The organism is Pseudomonas sp. yb_2 (assembly GCF_043103905.1).
GTDB classification, from domain to species: Bacteria; Pseudomonadota; Gammaproteobacteria; order Pseudomonadales; family Pseudomonadaceae; genus Aquipseudomonas; species Aquipseudomonas alloputida.
This window is the reverse complement of record NZ_JBICKH010000045.1, coordinates 79,530-94,941: the sequence shown is the minus strand read 5'-3', so window position 1 is coordinate 94,941 and position 15,412 is coordinate 79,530. Positions and strand designations below refer to the sequence as shown.

The 15,412-nt window shown below is 54.7% G+C and carries 13 protein-coding genes; 6 read left to right on the top strand and 7 right to left on the bottom strand.

The annotated features are described in order from the left end of the window. Positions 1-368 precede the first annotated feature (368 nt). The 3 genes from ACF8FB_RS11140 to ACF8FB_RS11130 all read left to right on the top strand — a co-directional run bounded on the left by ACF8FB_RS11140 (position 369) and on the right by ACF8FB_RS11130 (position 5,268). Positions 369-1,760: an amino acid permease gene (locus ACF8FB_RS11140; RefSeq protein ID WP_014592477.1), complete on the top strand. Its 1,392-nt coding sequence runs from the start codon at positions 369-371 to the stop codon at positions 1,758-1,760. A 215-nt stretch (positions 1,761-1,975) separates the two neighbouring features. Then, a complete protein-coding gene (locus ACF8FB_RS11135; RefSeq protein ID WP_392510543.1) occupies positions 1,976-4,369 on the top strand; it encodes a TonB-dependent siderophore receptor in 2,394 nt (797 codons plus the stop codon). 161 nt (positions 4,370-4,530) lie between these two features. Beyond that, complete coding sequence (locus tag ACF8FB_RS11130; RefSeq protein WP_003249871.1) at positions 4,531-5,268, top strand: hypothetical protein; 738 nt, start codon at positions 4,531-4,533, stop codon at positions 5,266-5,268. 101 nt (positions 5,269-5,369) lie between these two features. Here ACF8FB_RS11130 and ACF8FB_RS11125 read toward each other — a convergent pair whose 3' ends face one another. Then, positions 5,370-6,245, bottom strand: a complete 876-nt coding sequence (locus ACF8FB_RS11125) for a WYL domain-containing protein (RefSeq protein ID WP_014859377.1) — start codon at positions 6,243-6,245, stop codon at positions 5,370-5,372. A 119-nt stretch (positions 6,246-6,364) separates the two neighbouring features. Between ACF8FB_RS11125 and ACF8FB_RS11120 the strand changes: the two genes are divergently transcribed. Then, positions 6,365-6,625, top strand: a complete 261-nt coding sequence (locus ACF8FB_RS11120; RefSeq protein WP_017147968.1) for a hypothetical protein — start codon at positions 6,365-6,367, stop codon at positions 6,623-6,625. 304 nt (positions 6,626-6,929) lie between these two features. Continuing rightward, positions 6,930-7,610 carry an EcsC family protein gene (locus ACF8FB_RS11115; RefSeq protein ID WP_003249877.1) on the top strand — a complete coding sequence of 227 codons (681 nt, stop codon included), beginning with the start codon at positions 6,930-6,932 and terminating at the stop codon, positions 7,608-7,610. 332 nt (positions 7,611-7,942) lie between these two features. Here the strand turns inward: ACF8FB_RS11115 and ACF8FB_RS11110 are convergent, their stop codons facing one another. Together ACF8FB_RS11110 and ACF8FB_RS11105 are read right to left on the bottom strand one after the other, a co-directional pair. Continuing rightward, on the bottom strand, positions 7,943-9,811 hold the full coding sequence (locus ACF8FB_RS11110) for a DNA/RNA helicase domain-containing protein (protein WP_392511344.1): 1,869 nt from the start codon (positions 9,809-9,811) through the stop codon (positions 7,943-7,945). Between the two features lie 24 nt (positions 9,812-9,835). Continuing rightward, complete coding sequence (locus ACF8FB_RS11105) at positions 9,836-10,219, bottom strand: nucleotide pyrophosphohydrolase (RefSeq protein WP_392511343.1); 384 nt, start codon at positions 10,217-10,219, stop codon at positions 9,836-9,838. A gap of 471 nt (positions 10,220-10,690) precedes the next feature. Between ACF8FB_RS11105 and ACF8FB_RS11100 the strand changes: the two genes are divergently transcribed. Continuing rightward, positions 10,691-11,380, top strand: a complete 690-nt coding sequence (locus ACF8FB_RS11100; protein WP_392511342.1) for a hypothetical protein — start codon at positions 10,691-10,693, stop codon at positions 11,378-11,380. 89 nt (positions 11,381-11,469) lie between these two features. Here ACF8FB_RS11100 and ACF8FB_RS11095 read toward each other — a convergent pair whose 3' ends face one another. The 4 genes from ACF8FB_RS11095 to ACF8FB_RS11080 form a co-directional block, all read right to left on the bottom strand. Beyond that, a complete protein-coding gene (locus tag ACF8FB_RS11095) occupies positions 11,470-11,745 on the bottom strand; it encodes a hypothetical protein (RefSeq protein WP_392511341.1) in 276 nt (91 codons plus the stop codon). Beyond that, the gene (locus ACF8FB_RS11090) at positions 11,742-12,722 is read right to left on the bottom strand and encodes an integrase domain-containing protein (RefSeq protein WP_392511340.1); all 981 of its coding nucleotides are present in this window, start codon (positions 12,720-12,722) and stop codon (positions 11,742-11,744) included. Before ACF8FB_RS11090 ends, ACF8FB_RS11095 begins: the two co-directional genes overlap by 4 nt. 1,000 nt (positions 12,723-13,722) lie before the next feature. Continuing rightward, positions 13,723-14,214, bottom strand: coding sequence for a hypothetical protein (locus tag ACF8FB_RS11085; protein ID WP_392511339.1), 492 nt, complete (start codon positions 14,212-14,214; stop codon positions 13,723-13,725). Then, positions 14,211-15,395 (bottom strand): hypothetical protein, encoded by a 1,185-nt coding sequence (locus ACF8FB_RS11080; RefSeq protein WP_392511338.1) that lies wholly within the window; start codon positions 15,393-15,395, stop codon positions 14,211-14,213. Before ACF8FB_RS11080 ends, ACF8FB_RS11085 begins: the two co-directional genes overlap by 4 nt. Positions 15,396-15,412 lie beyond the last annotated feature (17 nt).

Here is a 15,412-nt window from a genome sequence, read left to right as displayed (position 1 = left end):
GCGGCTTGCAGAAGCGGGTTCATCGAGCGTCGGCGTGCGGCGAAGATATCGGCACCGGCAACACATCCAAATGCAAAACAAAACCTCCATTTGGGCCTGTGGCGCGATCAGATATGCCATTCGCGACATCTGGCGTTGATGGAAATGCCCTGTCGTGATCGAACAGTTCCGTGGCGTTCTCGTGTAATTCCCCACAGCCATGCGGGGATTAAATGAACCCCGAACCGCACTGACACCTTGCTCTGTGACGCGTGCCAAATATCAACAACAGCGCGCGAACAACGTGTCGACTTATTGATTTCAAAGGAGATATTTTTCGCCTACGCCTGCCCGTCCTTCCTTGTGTCAGCAAAAAGAGAACAACATCAATGAACACCGTGGGATCTGATGGCAACCTTGCACAAGGTTTCAAGCCACGTCACGTAACGATGCTGTCCATCGCCGGCATCATCGGCGCCGGACTTTTCGTCGGCTCTGGCCATGCCATCGCGGCAGCCGGCCCAGCAACCATAATTTCCTATTTCGTGGCCGGGACCTTGGTGGTACTGGTCATGCGCATGCTCGGCGAAATGGCCGTGGCACACCCCGACACCGGATCGTTTTCCACCTATGCCGACCAGGCCATTGGCCGCTGGGCCGGCTATACCATCGGCTGGTTGTACTGGTGGTTCTGGGTACTGGTGATTCCTATCGAAGCATTGGCCGCCGGGCATGTGCTGAACGCCTGGTTCCCGCAGGTGGACAGCTGGATCTTCGCCCTGGCTTCGGTGTTGCTGCTGGCCGGTACCAACCTGTTCAGCGTGGCCAAGTACGGCGAGTTCGAGTTCTGGTTCGCCATCCTCAAGGTCACCGCCATCCTGGGCTTCATCGGCCTGGGCTTCGCCGCGCTGATGGGCTGGCTGCCCAACCGCGAGGTCAGTGGGCTGAGCGGGCTTATGGCCGAGTACGGCGGCTTTGCGCCGAAAGGCTGGTCGGCAGTGGTGGGTGCGTTCATCACTGTGATGTTCAGCTTCATCGGCACCGAGGCAGTGACCATCGCCGCGTCCGAGTCCAGCGACCCGTCGCGCAACATCGCCAAGGCCACCCGCTCGGTGATCTGGCGTATCAGCACCTTCTACATCCTGTCGATCTTCGTGATCATTTCGGTGGTGCCGTGGAACGACCCGCAGCTGGCGGTGGTGGGTTCGTACCAGCGTGCGCTGGAAATCATGAACATCCCCAACGCCGCGTTCATGGTCGACCTGGTGGTGCTGGTAGCCGTTACCAGCTGCATGAACTCGTCCATCTACATCGCTTCGCGGATGATGTTTTCGCTGGCCAAGCGCGGTGACGCCCCGGCCTTCCTCAACAAGACCTCCAAGGTCGGTGTACCGCGTGCTGCAGTGTTCGGCAGCACCCTGATCGGTGCGGCCATCGCGGTCCTCAACTACTTCGCGCCGAAGGGCGTGTTCGAGTTCCTGCTGGCCAGCTCTGGTGCCATCGCCCTGTTGGTGTACATGGTTATCGCCATCTCGCAGCTGCGCATGCGCCGCCGACTGGAGCGCGAGAACACCGAACTGAAGTTCCGCATGTGGCTGTTCCCGTACCTGACCTGGGCGGTGATCATTTTCATCGCAGGGGCGCTGGCGGTGATGATGTACACGCCTGAGCATCGGGCGGAAGTGAGCTCGACATTGGGCCTGGCGATCGTGATTTCCTTCCTGGGGATCGTGACGTCGAGGGGCCATGCGCAACCGGTGGGCGCGCGATCGATGGGGTGATTCAGTTCACCTGGCTGTAAGGCAAAGGGCACCCGAGGATGGGTGCCCTTTGTTTTTTGGTTTGAGAGAGCGTTTGGATTAACAGGTGCTCGCAGGTACCCGCCCCGCTAGCGCAATTCATTGAAAATAAATGAGGTGTTTTCTCATTCTCGTTCGGCATGTAGAGAAGGCCGGATTACAGGCCAGCCCGCCGACCCCCGACACGGAGCGAGAGAATGAGTTTTACCCCGGTTCCACAGCGCCACCCCTTGAGTCGTGCCCTGCATGCTGCACTATTGGGCCTGGCAGTCAGCACCTACGCACTGCCGTCGCTTGCACAGCCTTTGAGCGCTGATCACAACAGCCCGCTCAAGCAATGGAGCATTCCCGCGGGCCCGCTGGCGCCGGCACTGGACCGCTTTGCGCGCGAGGCGGGCATCAGCCTTTCGTTCGATGCGCAGAACGTGGCCAACCGCAATACCAACGGGGTGCAGGGCGCGCTGGATACGCGGTCGGCGCTGTCGTCGCTGCTGCGCGGAACCGAGTTGCAGTTTGAGCCGCAGGGCCCCAATGCGTACCTGGTAATACCGCAGCCTAAGCCTGCCGGCCCGCTGGAACTGGGCGCGACCGAGGACTACCGTCTGGCGCCTGTCATCATCAATGCCAAGGTCAAGGCCAGCGCTGACGATGACGCCAACTCGGTGGTTGCCAAGGAGCTGTGGGTTGGGGGCAAGGTGGCGACCAGCATCCTCAACACGCCCGCGTCCGTGTCTGTGGTGACCAACAAGGAAATGCAGCAGCGCAGCGTCAGCACCACCGAAGAGGCGCTGCAATACACCCCCGGCGTGGTCAGCGACTACTACGGTTCGGACGACCGCAACGACTACTTCCTGATCCGCGGCTTCCAGGCCACCACCTACCGAGACGGCCTGACCCTCAGCTCGATGCGCGGTGTGCGCGAAGACCCTTACGCCTACGAGCGTATCGAAATTCTGCGGGGTGCCAACTCCACCCTGTTCGGCCCGGCAGACCCGGGTGGCTCGGTGAACTTCGTGACCAAGCAACCGCGCTTCGAGAAGTTTGGCCAAGGCTACGTGACCTACGGCTCCTATGACCATGCCGAAACCGGGATTGATGTAGGCGATGCGCTGAACGACGAACAAACCCTGGCCGGCCGCTTCACGGCCAAGATGCAGAACAGCGACCGCGAGTACGACCATTCGCAGGACGATAACCGCTTCGTGATGGGCGGCCTGACCTGGGCGCCGACCGACTTCACCTCGGGCACGGTGGTGCTGGATTACCTGAAGACCAACAGCTCGCCGAACAGCGGTGGCTACCCGCTGGACAAGGAGTACGACCGCAGCGACTTCTACGGCGAGCCCGGCTACAACTTCCACGATGTCGAGCGCACCAGCCTGAGCGGCAACATTACCCACGACTTCGACAACGGCTTCACCCTGCGCAGCAACCTGCGCTACAGCGAGCTGACCGATGACTTCGGCTATGTCTACCTGAGCGACAACGCCTCGCGTGTTGGCACCACCATTCCACGTTACGTCTTCGGCACCGACAGCGATGCCGATCAGCTCAACGGCAACCTGATGCTGCAGTACGATGCCCAGTTCGAGCACATCGACAGCAGCACGCTGGTGGGCGTCGAGTACCTCGACTCGACGACCAAACAGAGCTCGGTCTACGGCCTGGCGCCCTCCATCGACATCGCCAACCCGGTATTCACCGGCGTGCCCGGCGGCATCACGCCCTATACCCGCAAAAAGAATGACGCCACCACCAAGGCGGTTTTCCTGCAGCAGAACCTGTCGTTCTTTGACCGCGTCATCGCGACCGCAGGCGTGCGTAATGACTCGATGGACCTGTCGAGCAAGGAATACATCGGTGGCGAGCAGACGGAAAAGGACAACTTCTCCGAAACCTCCTACCGCGCGGCACTGACCTATATCGTCAACGATGAAGTGTCGACCTACGTGAGCATGGTGGAGTCCGTCTCGCCCCCGCAAGTGGGCGTTACCCCGCAGACCGGCAAGCAATACGAAGTGGGCATCAAGTATTCGCCCATGGGCATGGACGCACTCTTCTCCGCCGCTGTTTATGACCTGACCCAAGAGAACGTCACCATTGCCGTGGTGTTGCCAAGCGGCATCATCGAGCAGCAGACGGTGGGCGAGTCACGCGTGCGTGGCCTTGACCTGGAAGCCAAGGCACAAGTCACGCAAGACATCAGCGTGATTGGTGCTTACTCCTACATGGAGTCCGAAGTGCTGCGCGGGTCGCTGTATGACGGCTCTTCCTTGAAGGGCAATGAGTTCACCACGGCGCCCAAACACACCGCATCGCTGTGGAGCTACTACGACATACCTGGCACTGATGTGAGTGTCGGCCTGGGCGCGCGGTATGTGGGGGCGTACTACATGGATGCTGCCAATACCAAGAAGAGCGATGGGACCACGTTGTTTGATGCGGCGCTGAACTACAAGATCGCCAAAGGGACCGACCTGGCGCTGAATGTGAGCAACCTGTTTGACGAGCAGCATGTGGTGGGGTCGGGGACGGCGAATTACTACAACCCGGGGCGGGAGGTTACGGCGAAGGTGAGTTATAGCTGGTAGGGGAAATGTGTACCGGGTGGACGCTGGGCATTCGGCCAGCCTCCACCGTATTCTGATCAGCTAAATAAGGTAGGATAAAGGCTATTTGCCATTATCCGCCTGGCGTGTCCTGGGCATTGATAACGCGGCGCAAGCCATCAACAACTCCCAGGAAGGAATAAATGCGCACACAGGTAATTATTGAGGATCATGTCCTGCCGCAGTTGCTTACTTCGGCGATCGAGGCGTACGAGGTGTCGCACAGGGCGCACGCGCGGGGACGAAGCAACAAGAAGCTCGAAACATTCGGCTTGCTGTGGGGGTATGCCTTACCCGTGCGCAACAACCTTCCTGCCCGCCTGGTTGCGGTGGTCGCCACGGTCGAAACCTCGGCGCTCAGGCACTCGGAATGGGTAAAGCCCGATTTCGAATCCATCGCGATGAAGCGCGACTTCTTCGCAGAGTACTGGCCGCAGTTGGAGCTCATCGGCACGTTCCATTCGCACCCCTACGAAGACCTGAGCGAGGTCAACGATGCGAAAGGTTGGCGCGCTTCTGACGCCGATATGGAGTTTTGGCCAGCGTTTCATGAGTTCGTCTGCCCAGACATGGATGAACTGGCGCATCTGGTCATTGCCATTACCGCCCTTGGCCGTAAAGGCTCTGCGGAGCCCCAGCGCCTGCTGGGTAGTGAGTACTCTTCCGGCTATGTGGTCAGTGCAGAAAAGCGCAAGCTTTGGATCAAGGGTTACACCTCGTCGCTCTACGAGGAAATCGATGATGATGCCCCTTTCGATGAAGATTTCATGGCCGGAAACATTGAGATGGAACGCTCCTACGATGTGTGGGAAGACGAAGATGTGTTGCTTGAAATCCCCTCGCTGGAAGCACGTTTCAGGCACGAATTGCTGCGCAAATGAGCCCTGATAACCCCAGCAAGCGCTGGAGCAGGTGGTCGTAGCTGAGCGCGTGTGCCGGGCTGAGACTTGCGGCAGCAACTCTCGGCCCCGGCATTCAGCTATTAGTCATTCATCAACCACTGTTTCAATTCCTTGAGGTTGCTCACCACCAGTTGCTGGGCCTCGGGCAGTATCGCCATGTTGCGGTGGTCGATCTGATACCGCTGCAACACATACTTCACCAACGCCCTGCGGCTCGGTACCACCAATTGCCCATCCGTCATGCCGAAGTCGGTTTCGATGATTGCCTTCTGCGCCGCGTTCAACCGCCCATCAGGTTCGAAGATGACGGGCACTTCCACATTCCAGTCTTCATCCTGCTCACGCGTGTTCGGCGATGCGTCGAGCAAGTCCGGTTGCCCGCGTAAGCGGCTCAGCACGAAGTCGCGGTACTGGCCGTTCTTTTCGCAATAAGCCCGCACGTGCCAGCGCATGCCGGTGTACACCAGCGTGTGCGGGGCGATTAGGCGTACCTCGACGTTGGGGGTGTTGAAGGACACGTATTCGGTTTCCAGGCGCAGGCCTTCACGGCAGGCTTTGAGCAATGGGCGCAGCACCTCTGGCCGAATTGGGCGATCGGGTACTTCCAGCACCCGGGTGTGCGCATAGGCCAGTGCCAGCCCGTCGATGTGCGGGGCGCGCTCATTGTTCTGGTACAGCAGGTGCAAATAGGCGCTGGCGCTGTTGTCGATGAACCGCGGCTCGAACTGCTCGCTCGGTACATAGCCCTTGATCTGCTTGTCATACGTCAAGTTTTCGGGCGCATGCTCGGTGATGTAGGTATTGATGTCCTTCGACGCCTGCTGGCGGCTGATGCCAAAGCTCTGCATCAGATGCCCCGTGGTCAGCCGGCCTTCCCACCAGGCAACGGTCTCGATCAAACGATAGCGAAGTGCCAGGTCCCAGCGTACCTGCTCGATGGATTGCTTGCGTTTCATACCCTCTCCATGTGCGCGATTACTTTACCTGTATAAGTCTACATTCTAGACGTGTAGTTTTTCATTACATACCTTTGACTCGCCTTCGGAATGCATCGGAGGCATCAAAGGACATGAACATGACGATGCCGGAAGTGGTTGCGACGGGGGCCTTGGTGGCAATGGGAATCATCCTGCTGGTGCTGATCCAGCAAGGGTTGAAGCTGGGGGAGCTTGGCAAGAAGGTGGAGCACTGCCAGCGGGATTTGCGTTGGCTGCAAATTTGGGAGATGGAGAACCGCGAGCTACGGTCAGCGTTGCGGGCGGAGCGAGAGCATGTTGCGCAGTTGCAGCGCAAGGTGGTCATTTTGCAGGACATGGCTGTGACACAAGGCCGTTAAGGGAGGCTTTTGAATAGGCCGCTGCTTGGGCAGGTGCAGTGCTGAATGCCTACGGAACGGTTCAAAGCCGATTTCACCTGGCCCGGTGGAGACTTACAATCAAATGATGGCATTATGCCTCATCAGCCATGCGGCTTCTTGAGCGCTAAGGGCTGCTGCAACCCTGCGCGGGGCACGGACCTTTAGCGACGCAGCCAGTATCGGATCGTGTGAGACCCTGCGCCAGACGCCATGTTGACCGCCTTGATACCCATGCTTCGCTTTTGCGGGCAGTTGGCAAACCATGTTACGAACGGAATCCGGCATGACCACTGAAGTAGTAGAAAGCAGCTCGTCGTTGATGAAGATGGTGGAAGCCATTGCCATTAGTCCCCAAGATGCGCGGGAGCTGGTCGCCCAGTACCAGGCGCAGGCGCGCAAGGCCTCGCCGTCTGCCTCGGAGCAGAAAATCGAGGACACGGTGGTCGACAAGATTATCAGCCGCTACTCAAAATTGGCCGCCACCTCTGGTGCTGCCACTGCGCTGCCGGGTGTTATCCCGGGTATCGGAACTGCGGTGAGTGCTGTGGGCGGCGGGCTGGCGGACATTTCGGTGTGCATGAAGCTTCAGATTGATATGACGATGTGCCTGGCGGTGGCGATCAACGGGAAGATGTCCAATGAGGACGCCAAGCACATGTCGTACATCATCGCCCTCTATGGTTCGCTGGAGCAGATGGGGACTACGGGAACGACCCGAATCGCCAGCAAAGCCGGGGTGCGGATGGTCAAGAAGTACCTCACGGGTCCGGTTTTGCAAGTGATCAAGGATTTGTTCAAGAAGATCGGGATTACGTTCACCCAGAAGGCTGCCGCTAAAGTGATTCCTTTTGGGATTGGGGTTGTAGTGGGTGGCACGGCGAATTATGCGTTGACGAAGTATGTGGGGAAGACTGCTCGGGATACGTTTCGGCTGAGCCTTAAAGAAGAGGGCGTTATGGAGTGAGGGTTAGGGTTTGGGTGAACGGTTAGAGGCGGGGTTGTCGGAGGGGGCTGGTTAAAGGCCGGGGTGTCGGCTTGTGTTGTATTTTTTTGGTGTCTAGTGCCGGGGTAATTTGAAACCAGTAAATATCTAATTGTTTTGGCTGATAAATATTTTTTTGGTCAACTTGCTTGGAATGCCAGTTGGAACGCTGTGTGGCCTGGATTCCGATGGACGGTGCTTTTTGAGAACCGCGCCCAAAAACGAATCGGGGCCGAATCTATAAAGCAGATGGTCGCACGGTTGATCGTTGCCCCTGCGCTCGCCGGCACAGGGGCTCCTAGCAAACGATACCGTCAATGATTGCTGTATTGGCTAAGCCGACTCTCGAAGTATTTCGCCGTCTCTTTGTCGGTGCAGTACAGGTAGCAACCCTTCATCCCGCGCGTCATCAATGTTCGGTATGTATTCTTGATGATCAGGTCTGTTTCATTTTTCGCGAGGATAGGTTGCTCTTTCATCATTTTTTTCCAGCCGCGAATCGATTTATCATGCTTGTCGCGCTTATCTGGGGATGTCACTACCTCGCCGTCACGTACGACTAGGTCTGGCCCGATGATCACCCCGACGTAGTCGACTTCCAAACCTTGGCAGGTATGAATGCAACCAACCTGCTCAATGGAGTTCTCAGCGATGATCCACAGGCTGCCATCCTGATCCAGGTTCCATTGGCGTTTGTAGTCACCAATCACGATATCAGCAGCGGTGGGGTCTTTTTTACTCAACCAAGGCCAGCAATAGCCCGCGACCACACGAGCTTTGTTTCCGTGGTTTTTCTCGTTGATTGCGTCATGCATCGCCTGAGGTGAGTCGAACACCTTAAACTCGTACTCTTGGGTCTCAAGCGTCGGATTTGCCGTCGAGCGAATGCCCAGCGTGTCATCCAGCCATGCCAGGTAACCGTCAGAACCACTGCAGCGAAACTGCGAAGACAGCACGTGTTCTTCAACCACAGCACCCTTGGCTTTTGCAAAGGTGCGTATCGCCTGCTTGCTGCCGATATCGCTCAAGGTTACACGCTGGTCCTCATCAATAAAGAAAATGGAGCATTTCGCTGAGTCAATCAGCTCCTTGATCTGGTTTTCCCCAAGGTTTCCATAAAGCCCGCTTTTCTCATTCAGCCGGTGAGCTTCGTCCACGATAAGCGCATCGAATGTGTTGGGCTCAGTGTCGATGAATGCCCCAGAGCCTGAAAAGAAATTCGAGAAATGGCTGCGCTTGATGGTGCCAACCAGTTTGCTTTCGTAGACCTTGCGAGGGGCAGCATTCTTGGAGACGTATTTGCTCATCAGCTTCAATTCGGTGAGCTTCACCAGCAGATTGATAGCCAGGACAGTCTTCCCGGTGCCCGGCCCACCTTCGATGATCATCACCTTTGGTGCTTGGTCCGAGGCCTCGCTTGCCGCCGCCAGCGCCGACTCAAAAATTGCTTTCTGATCATCAATCAACACGAACTCGGGTTTGCCTTTCATCAACCCCCCGAGGGCTTCGGCTAGCGCCTTGGATGGGCGAATTTTTCCTTCGGACAGCTCGTAAAGAACCTCTTTGTTGTCGCCATGACGTATATGCTTCTTCAGAAAGGTTCTGAGTTTACTGAGCTCTTCCGGGCCTTTCAGAAACAGCGGAGCCTTGCTGATGTGGGGCTCATAGTGGGCTGAATCTATGACCCCGTCGCTGACGTAGTTATGGAGGTAGGCGCACGGACGGATTTCGATGCTTTTGTCATACACCGCCTCGTTGAAGCCTTCCAGCAGCGCTGCATAGGACCATACCTGATAGGACGGGTGAATGGTCTCAATAAGGCCGCCACCCAACGCCGTTTTGACGATGGCGTCTTTGGTCGTGGCGTTGGCCTTGCTCCATTGCTTCAGCTCGATCAGTACGGCCTTTTTTGCCTGTTTTTCGTCGCGACCGGTGAGTAGAAAGTCGATTCGCTTCGACGACTGCGGAATGTGCAATTCAATGGCCAGGCCCGCATCGCTCGGCAGGCCATCATCTCTAAGGACCTTGGCCATGTACGTTAGGGACCCTTGCCACGACCTGATTTCCGAGGTGCCAACGTTCTTGCCGGTTGCTTCCTTATAATGCCTGAGGATCACCTCCTCAATGTCATCGTTATCGTTGTCTTTGAGAAATTGCTGTTTGGTCGCAGCGTAAACGATCACGGGTTGTCCTTAGGTGCGTGTTGGTCAGAGTCGGTCGTACTTTTTGCTGTTGCTTCTGGCTTTCTCTACGGGGTACTTCTGGCCATTCGAGGCGAGTTTCTGTGTCACGGCCTCGTTGAGGTCAATGCCGAGTACGCTGCTCAGGCGAACCAGGTACATCAGTACGTCTGCCAGTTCGTCCTTCACGGCTTGGCCGATTTCGGGATCTGTTGCGGCGGAGATCGAGTCGGCGTCGCTCATCCATTGGAAAATCTCGCACAGCTCGCCTACCTCGCCAGTGAGAGCCAGGATGAGATTTTTGGGGGAGTGGAACTGCTGCCAGTCGCGATTTTCTGCAAACTGTTGAAGGGATGCGGCAAGCTTCACTACATCAACCAATGGCGTGGATGAGATGTCTGAGTCACTCACGGGGGCTATCTCTTGGGTATCGGTGGGGAAATGTGTAGGAAACTCGGCCTTGGATTGTAAGACTTTTTGATGCTTTCGCAGGTTTTTTGTGCTTTTCACCTGCTGCCGGCCTGATTGCTTGGCAGTGTTCGCTATCTGCGCTGAACGGGGCAGCTGTTCGTGCTTGCACGATAGGTGAGCGGTCCTATTTGGACTGATCGATGACAGGCCACCAAAAGCGCACGTCCACCTGGCTCACCGGTTTTGGAGGAAACCTCGTTCTCAGCGTAAGCCGACTTTGAAGTGGGATTAACTGAAGTACTTCATTCCCTTGCCCAACCTAATCTGGCTGGTAGACTTTTAAAGAATTGAAACCCTTATGCGACTCTCTGGTGTACTCTGTCAGTCGCCTTGTCCCCATGGGGTAAGTAATACGGCTAGGGCTTTAATGTGTGAGGGGAAACTTAATGGATGAGTACTCAAGGGGGAGTTATGAGCGTTAGGCGTCGACGAAATGCTGGTATTACCGAAGATTTTTGGAGTGGGCTTAGCGAAGATAAAAAATTTCAGTGGAAGGTAATTAGTAAACTTGTCACTCTCGTTGGGGCGTGGTTGATTACAAAAACAGGGGTTGCATACCTCGATGGCGCAATTGCTGTAGGTACTTCACTGTTTTCATTTATGTTAATTGAAAATCAGCGGTCGCATACCCGTTACAGTTTAAAAATGCGACGTTGGATAGCGAGGGCTTCAATTTTTCTAGGGGTGTGGGGAGTGTTTTTGGTTGGGTTATTGTACTTTGTCGAAGTGGCGATATTCTCCTTGTTTAGTAGTCTAGCCACAAGTCGAATGCCTAATCTTGAAGGTCGGTATGGCGATGTGGTTGGGCTTTGTGTTATCGCGATTGTAATCGTTGCTTCGTGTTATGCGGTGGTCAAGGTTTTTCGTGATTTGGATTTGGTGGGAGTTTTTTATCATTTGCCCAAGAAGCACTTGATGAGGCTAGTAGTTAAGAAAAGGTTCGAGTTACAAGGTGGTGTTGGATTTATGTATTTTGAGCTTGGCGTGATAGTTGCAGCTATTTGTTATTCGGGAGTTGCTTCGGTTTTGGTGAGTGTGGCTCTCGATATTATTGAGGTTTTTAAAGCGGCTTGGGTGCTGTTAGATAATGTTCCGAGATGATGAGGTGTAAGGATATTTGAACTAAGGAGGTGGCGTATTCGGAAAGGTTTTTCGTAAGGTCTGTCGAGATCTATAGGAACCGGCCTTACTCAGAGACTGAAAATCCATGACTTCCCTAAACGCCGAGCAATCAGCCTTATCGTCAGCAAATAGTAATAACGCGTCTCTTCACTTCGCTGACTAATACGATGCTTGAGGAACCACACTAGATGCTTCCTCTGCCAAGCCCAAGGCGTTCTTCGCTGCCAGCGCTCTGCAATTTCAGCCTGGATAATTTTTGACTGTCGCACATGGCGTTGCCGAGTCACGTGTGAGCCAGTCAGTACTCCAGCCAAAAACAGCTCCATGTCAAATGGCTCACTCATGTCCGACCACCAATGTAGGCTGCGGCCACATCGATCCGCCCGTGCCCCAGCTCATAGCTGACCTGTCCCCGGGCCTCACGATCTAAGTTCCTATCTACCTGGCAACATTGGCCGCCATTTATAGGCGCATGGTGTTGTGTGATTTGTTCATAGCGCTCACATGCATACGCCGCTCGTAGCTCATGGAGGCCTTTGAGGTTGTGGGCATGCAGGATGTCCCGCGCGGGACGGATAATTTTTTGCAGAAAAATTAGGTAGCTTTCGTGTGGCGCAATCAGGTTACGGCTACCCACAGGCGACACCTGCCATGCAAACCTCAGAGCCTCGCGAACTTGGTCATTCACTCCAATCCAACGTGGCGCCGATGCCCCGGCGCGGCCACCTTTGGTGCCATCCTGAATGTTAATTCTGCCTAATTCGTTAGCCTCACGGCTTAACCGTGGCAGATCAGCTAAGATGGCTTCACGCAAGCGCATGCCGGCGGCTCGAGCCAACAGAACGATCGCAGCGGCTCGTAGCTGATGACGATTGCAAAGTGCGTCGACGATCTGCTTAACCTGCTCGCGGTCTTGGCCTTCTGGCACCGACTGTCGAACCCCGGTGCGCTTCATACCCAACGCCTTACTCGGACTTGGCAACTTCACGTGCTGATCACCGCGGAGCGCCGCCATGGCCCTGTTAACGCTGGAAAGCCGATTTTGTGCGGTGCTGATGGCGAGGTCACCGCGCCTAACCACGTCGCGCAGATACGCCGCATAGTCCGCCAATACCTTCCGATCAATCTGCCGCGCATCATTCATACCCGGCCCCTGTTCTGAGCGGCACCATTTCACGAATGCCTGCCACCGATCACAGTGCGCCTTGACTGTGCCGTAATGGCCGCCGCCGAACATGTCTTTCAACGCCTGCGGCCCTGCATAGCTCAGTTGCCTGCCGTAGCCGAAATTGCGGCCATCGCGCCTACCCACCAATGCCATATCGGTCACCTCATCGTCCGATCTCCGATCCGCGCCCCACGTCATCCCGCCAAGAATGTTGAGTGTTATCAGGGATCAAGGCCCCTGCGACCTGTGGGGAATGTCCTCTTCGCGGGACTGGCGGCTCCTTACGTCCGGGAGCAAGGGCATCTCATGATCTGGCCTCCTGTACACCGTTGCCGGTGGGCGGGTGGAGGCAGCACTGGTTGACGAGATCAGCGCCTGAAGATCCTGAGCCATGTGCAAGCAGCAATGCGATGACCGGGGCATACCTGACTGTCAGTCAGGTGCAGTCCATTCCTTGGTCTGCGGCACCATCATCTACAGCGCTGATGCTGGTGACATCGGCGTTTGTCACGCCGATTGTCATGAGGGGGAATGCCGCAAAGCCTTGTGCGATAAGGGCTGCAGCAGTGGTAGAAGTGCCCGTCTCTTTCCAGAAGAAAGAGACGGGCACAGGTTGGCGCAATATTCGGCCAAGCGGATAGGTTGCTGCAGGGCAGCGAGGTACGGTGTATCTGGCGCACGAGCGCTATAAGTGTAAGAGCATCCATCACATGGGTAGTGACCGGGCGAGCTGCCGAATGCTAATCGCCCTTGGGGAGAACCACCGCGAGAGCAGCGTGACCTTGAAGGCTCGGGTCACCTGGGGTGCTGTCAACGACAGCCTTTGCACTGTCTTTTCTACGCCCGCAATCAGAGGGGGTCAAGCGACTCGCCCGCTAGATTTTTTGGTTGAAAATGGCATTGGGCGTGTACGGGGCACCGTAGCACTCAGTGGCAGATGTGGTGCTTTTGATCTTTTTAGGTGAGGTCCATCCAAACAGGGCGGCTTTGCAGCCCTGTTTGGATGGACCCGCGGGTAAGCATGAGGCTACGAAAATTCAAATTAGGCCATTCGTAGGGTTTGTGATGCTCTGATTCAATAAAAAATATTGAAGCCGAAATGCTTTGCAGAATCTCGTTGTTGGCCACTGCTTCGAAGTTTAAATTGATTGCACTATACGTCCCAGTCTTTGGCTCTTTTGCTTCGTTGACTTTCCAGGGCGTCCATAAATGAAAGATTGATACGTATTGTGCTTATCAACGCACAGATTTGCAGTCCGGAAATAAATAAAAGCCCAAACTGGCAGGCTTTTAGTATTGCTACTTGGGTTGTGAAGCCAAACTTTTGATGTGTTGACATCACTACCATAATGATAATCGATAATATCATCGTGGTTGCTGATTGCACGATAACGCTTATTATTTCCTTTAGCCGTAACGTCTCCTCCCCGCCAGCAGAGAAGTCTACATTGACTAAATTTTCACCTTTAAGCGTTTTCAAGACATTGGGGTATAAAAAGGCCACCCAGATACTCATGATTGTGAAAATTGCGCCTGCAATTCCTACAAGTAGGCCGAGTATGGTGGGGCTAAGTTCTTTGTCAATATCAATTCCGAAGATAAGCAAAATTATCGGAATTATGAAGCAAGCGACAATGGCTTTCATTCGTTAGTACCGAAAGCTAGCTCTTGAGATTCAACTGCAGTTGCGGGTATGTCTGCTAGAGGTAAATAGGAGGCCCGCGCCTCAGAGACTACTTTATAGAGCTGGTCGCAGCTGTAAGCATCGATGGTCGGTGGTAGGATAACGCGTTCCACGATACGGTGATGTTTAATAGAGGTGCTATTTTCATTTTCGTCAATAAAAATTATGTCAGCCCAGCTTCCTTCGCTGAAGCTTGAAGAATATGTCATTAACTCTTTAATTTGAGATAACGATGGTGTAGCCTCAAGCTTAATTTCCACTTTCCTGACGTTGTCGTCTGATCCCTTTTGGCTAGGGAAAAACTTTTCCATAAATGCCTGGAAAAAGCCAAACATTTCAATGTTAGCTTTGTCAAGTCCGTCTCGTGTGGAAATTGCAGTATTCATTTCTAGATTTTTCGCGCCGTCGCTAACTACTACTTCGTTACGCAGCAGCATGTATCTAGTGGATTCGCATATTTGTTCTAGGTATTCTTCGCTGGTTTTAAATATTTTGATGTTGGTGTTGAATCGGTATAGGAGGTTGTATGTTTCCGGGTTCTGAGGAGTGCTAAAAGTGATTCGGGTTTCTGATTCGCCCGGTTGGCGTGAATTGTACCCAGGGAATTTTAGGCGGTACCTGACGCAGTAATTAACCCATTTTTGCATTAGCTCGGAATCGCATTTAGAATCATCGAACTTGATGGAGACTACTGAGTTCTTACTTGGCACGATCCAGTAATAGCATGGGTGGCCCCATACATAGTTCTCGCCAGTGCTTGATGCGCCATTGGTAATGTAGTTCCCTGTCGGATTACCATCGCTGCCTAATTCTAATCCTCTGAACCCTTTAGTGTCGGTAGGGTCGTGCTTCCAAAGTACTACCATGAAGTCGCCGTTCGGAAACTCTTTGATCTCTCGGCAGTAACACATCACTGGATCGTTTCCAGAGTCACCTTGACTTGGCCAGGGCGCTGTTTCTTTAAATCCTCTTCCTTTGACCCAGGCTGCAAGGGCGCGAAACACCTCGGTGGTTCCTAGTCCAAAATTCTTGGAGATTATCTCCTCACCTGTTGACTTTCTCTGGACTCGATAAAGCCCACTCTTCTCGATCTCGAAAAAATTCAGATAGCCGTAGTTATGTTCGCGTTTGAATTTTGACATCGACAGCCTACTTCCTT

Excerpts from the sequence above, each read along its gene's own strand:
- ACF8FB_RS11140 (WP_014592477.1), top strand. The coding sequence starts at position 369 with ATGAACACCGTGGGATCTGATGGCAACCTTGCACAAGGTTTCAAGCCA.
- ACF8FB_RS11135 (WP_392510543.1), top strand. The coding sequence starts at position 1,976 with ATGAGTTTTACCCCGGTTCCACAGCGCCACCCCTTGAGTCGTGCCCTG.
- ACF8FB_RS11130 (WP_003249871.1), top strand. The coding sequence starts at position 4,531 with ATGCGCACACAGGTAATTATTGAGGATCATGTCCTGCCGCAGTTGCTT.
- ACF8FB_RS11125 (WP_014859377.1), bottom strand. The coding sequence starts at position 6,245 with ATGAAACGCAAGCAATCCATCGAGCAGGTACGCTGGGACCTGGCACTT.
- ACF8FB_RS11120 (WP_017147968.1), top strand. The coding sequence starts at position 6,365 with ATGACGATGCCGGAAGTGGTTGCGACGGGGGCCTTGGTGGCAATGGGA.
- ACF8FB_RS11115 (WP_003249877.1), top strand. The coding sequence starts at position 6,930 with ATGACCACTGAAGTAGTAGAAAGCAGCTCGTCGTTGATGAAGATGGTG.
- ACF8FB_RS11100 (WP_392511342.1), top strand. The coding sequence starts at position 10,691 with ATGAGCGTTAGGCGTCGACGAAATGCTGGTATTACCGAAGATTTTTGG.
- ACF8FB_RS11095 (WP_392511341.1), bottom strand. The coding sequence starts at position 11,745 with ATGAGTGAGCCATTTGACATGGAGCTGTTTTTGGCTGGAGTACTGACT.
- ACF8FB_RS11090 (WP_392511340.1), bottom strand. The coding sequence starts at position 12,722 with ATGGCATTGGTGGGTAGGCGCGATGGCCGCAATTTCGGCTACGGCAGG.
- ACF8FB_RS11085 (WP_392511339.1), bottom strand. The coding sequence starts at position 14,214 with ATGAAAGCCATTGTCGCTTGCTTCATAATTCCGATAATTTTGCTTATC.
- ACF8FB_RS11080 (WP_392511338.1), bottom strand. The coding sequence starts at position 15,395 with ATGTCAAAATTCAAACGCGAACATAACTACGGCTATCTGAATTTTTTC.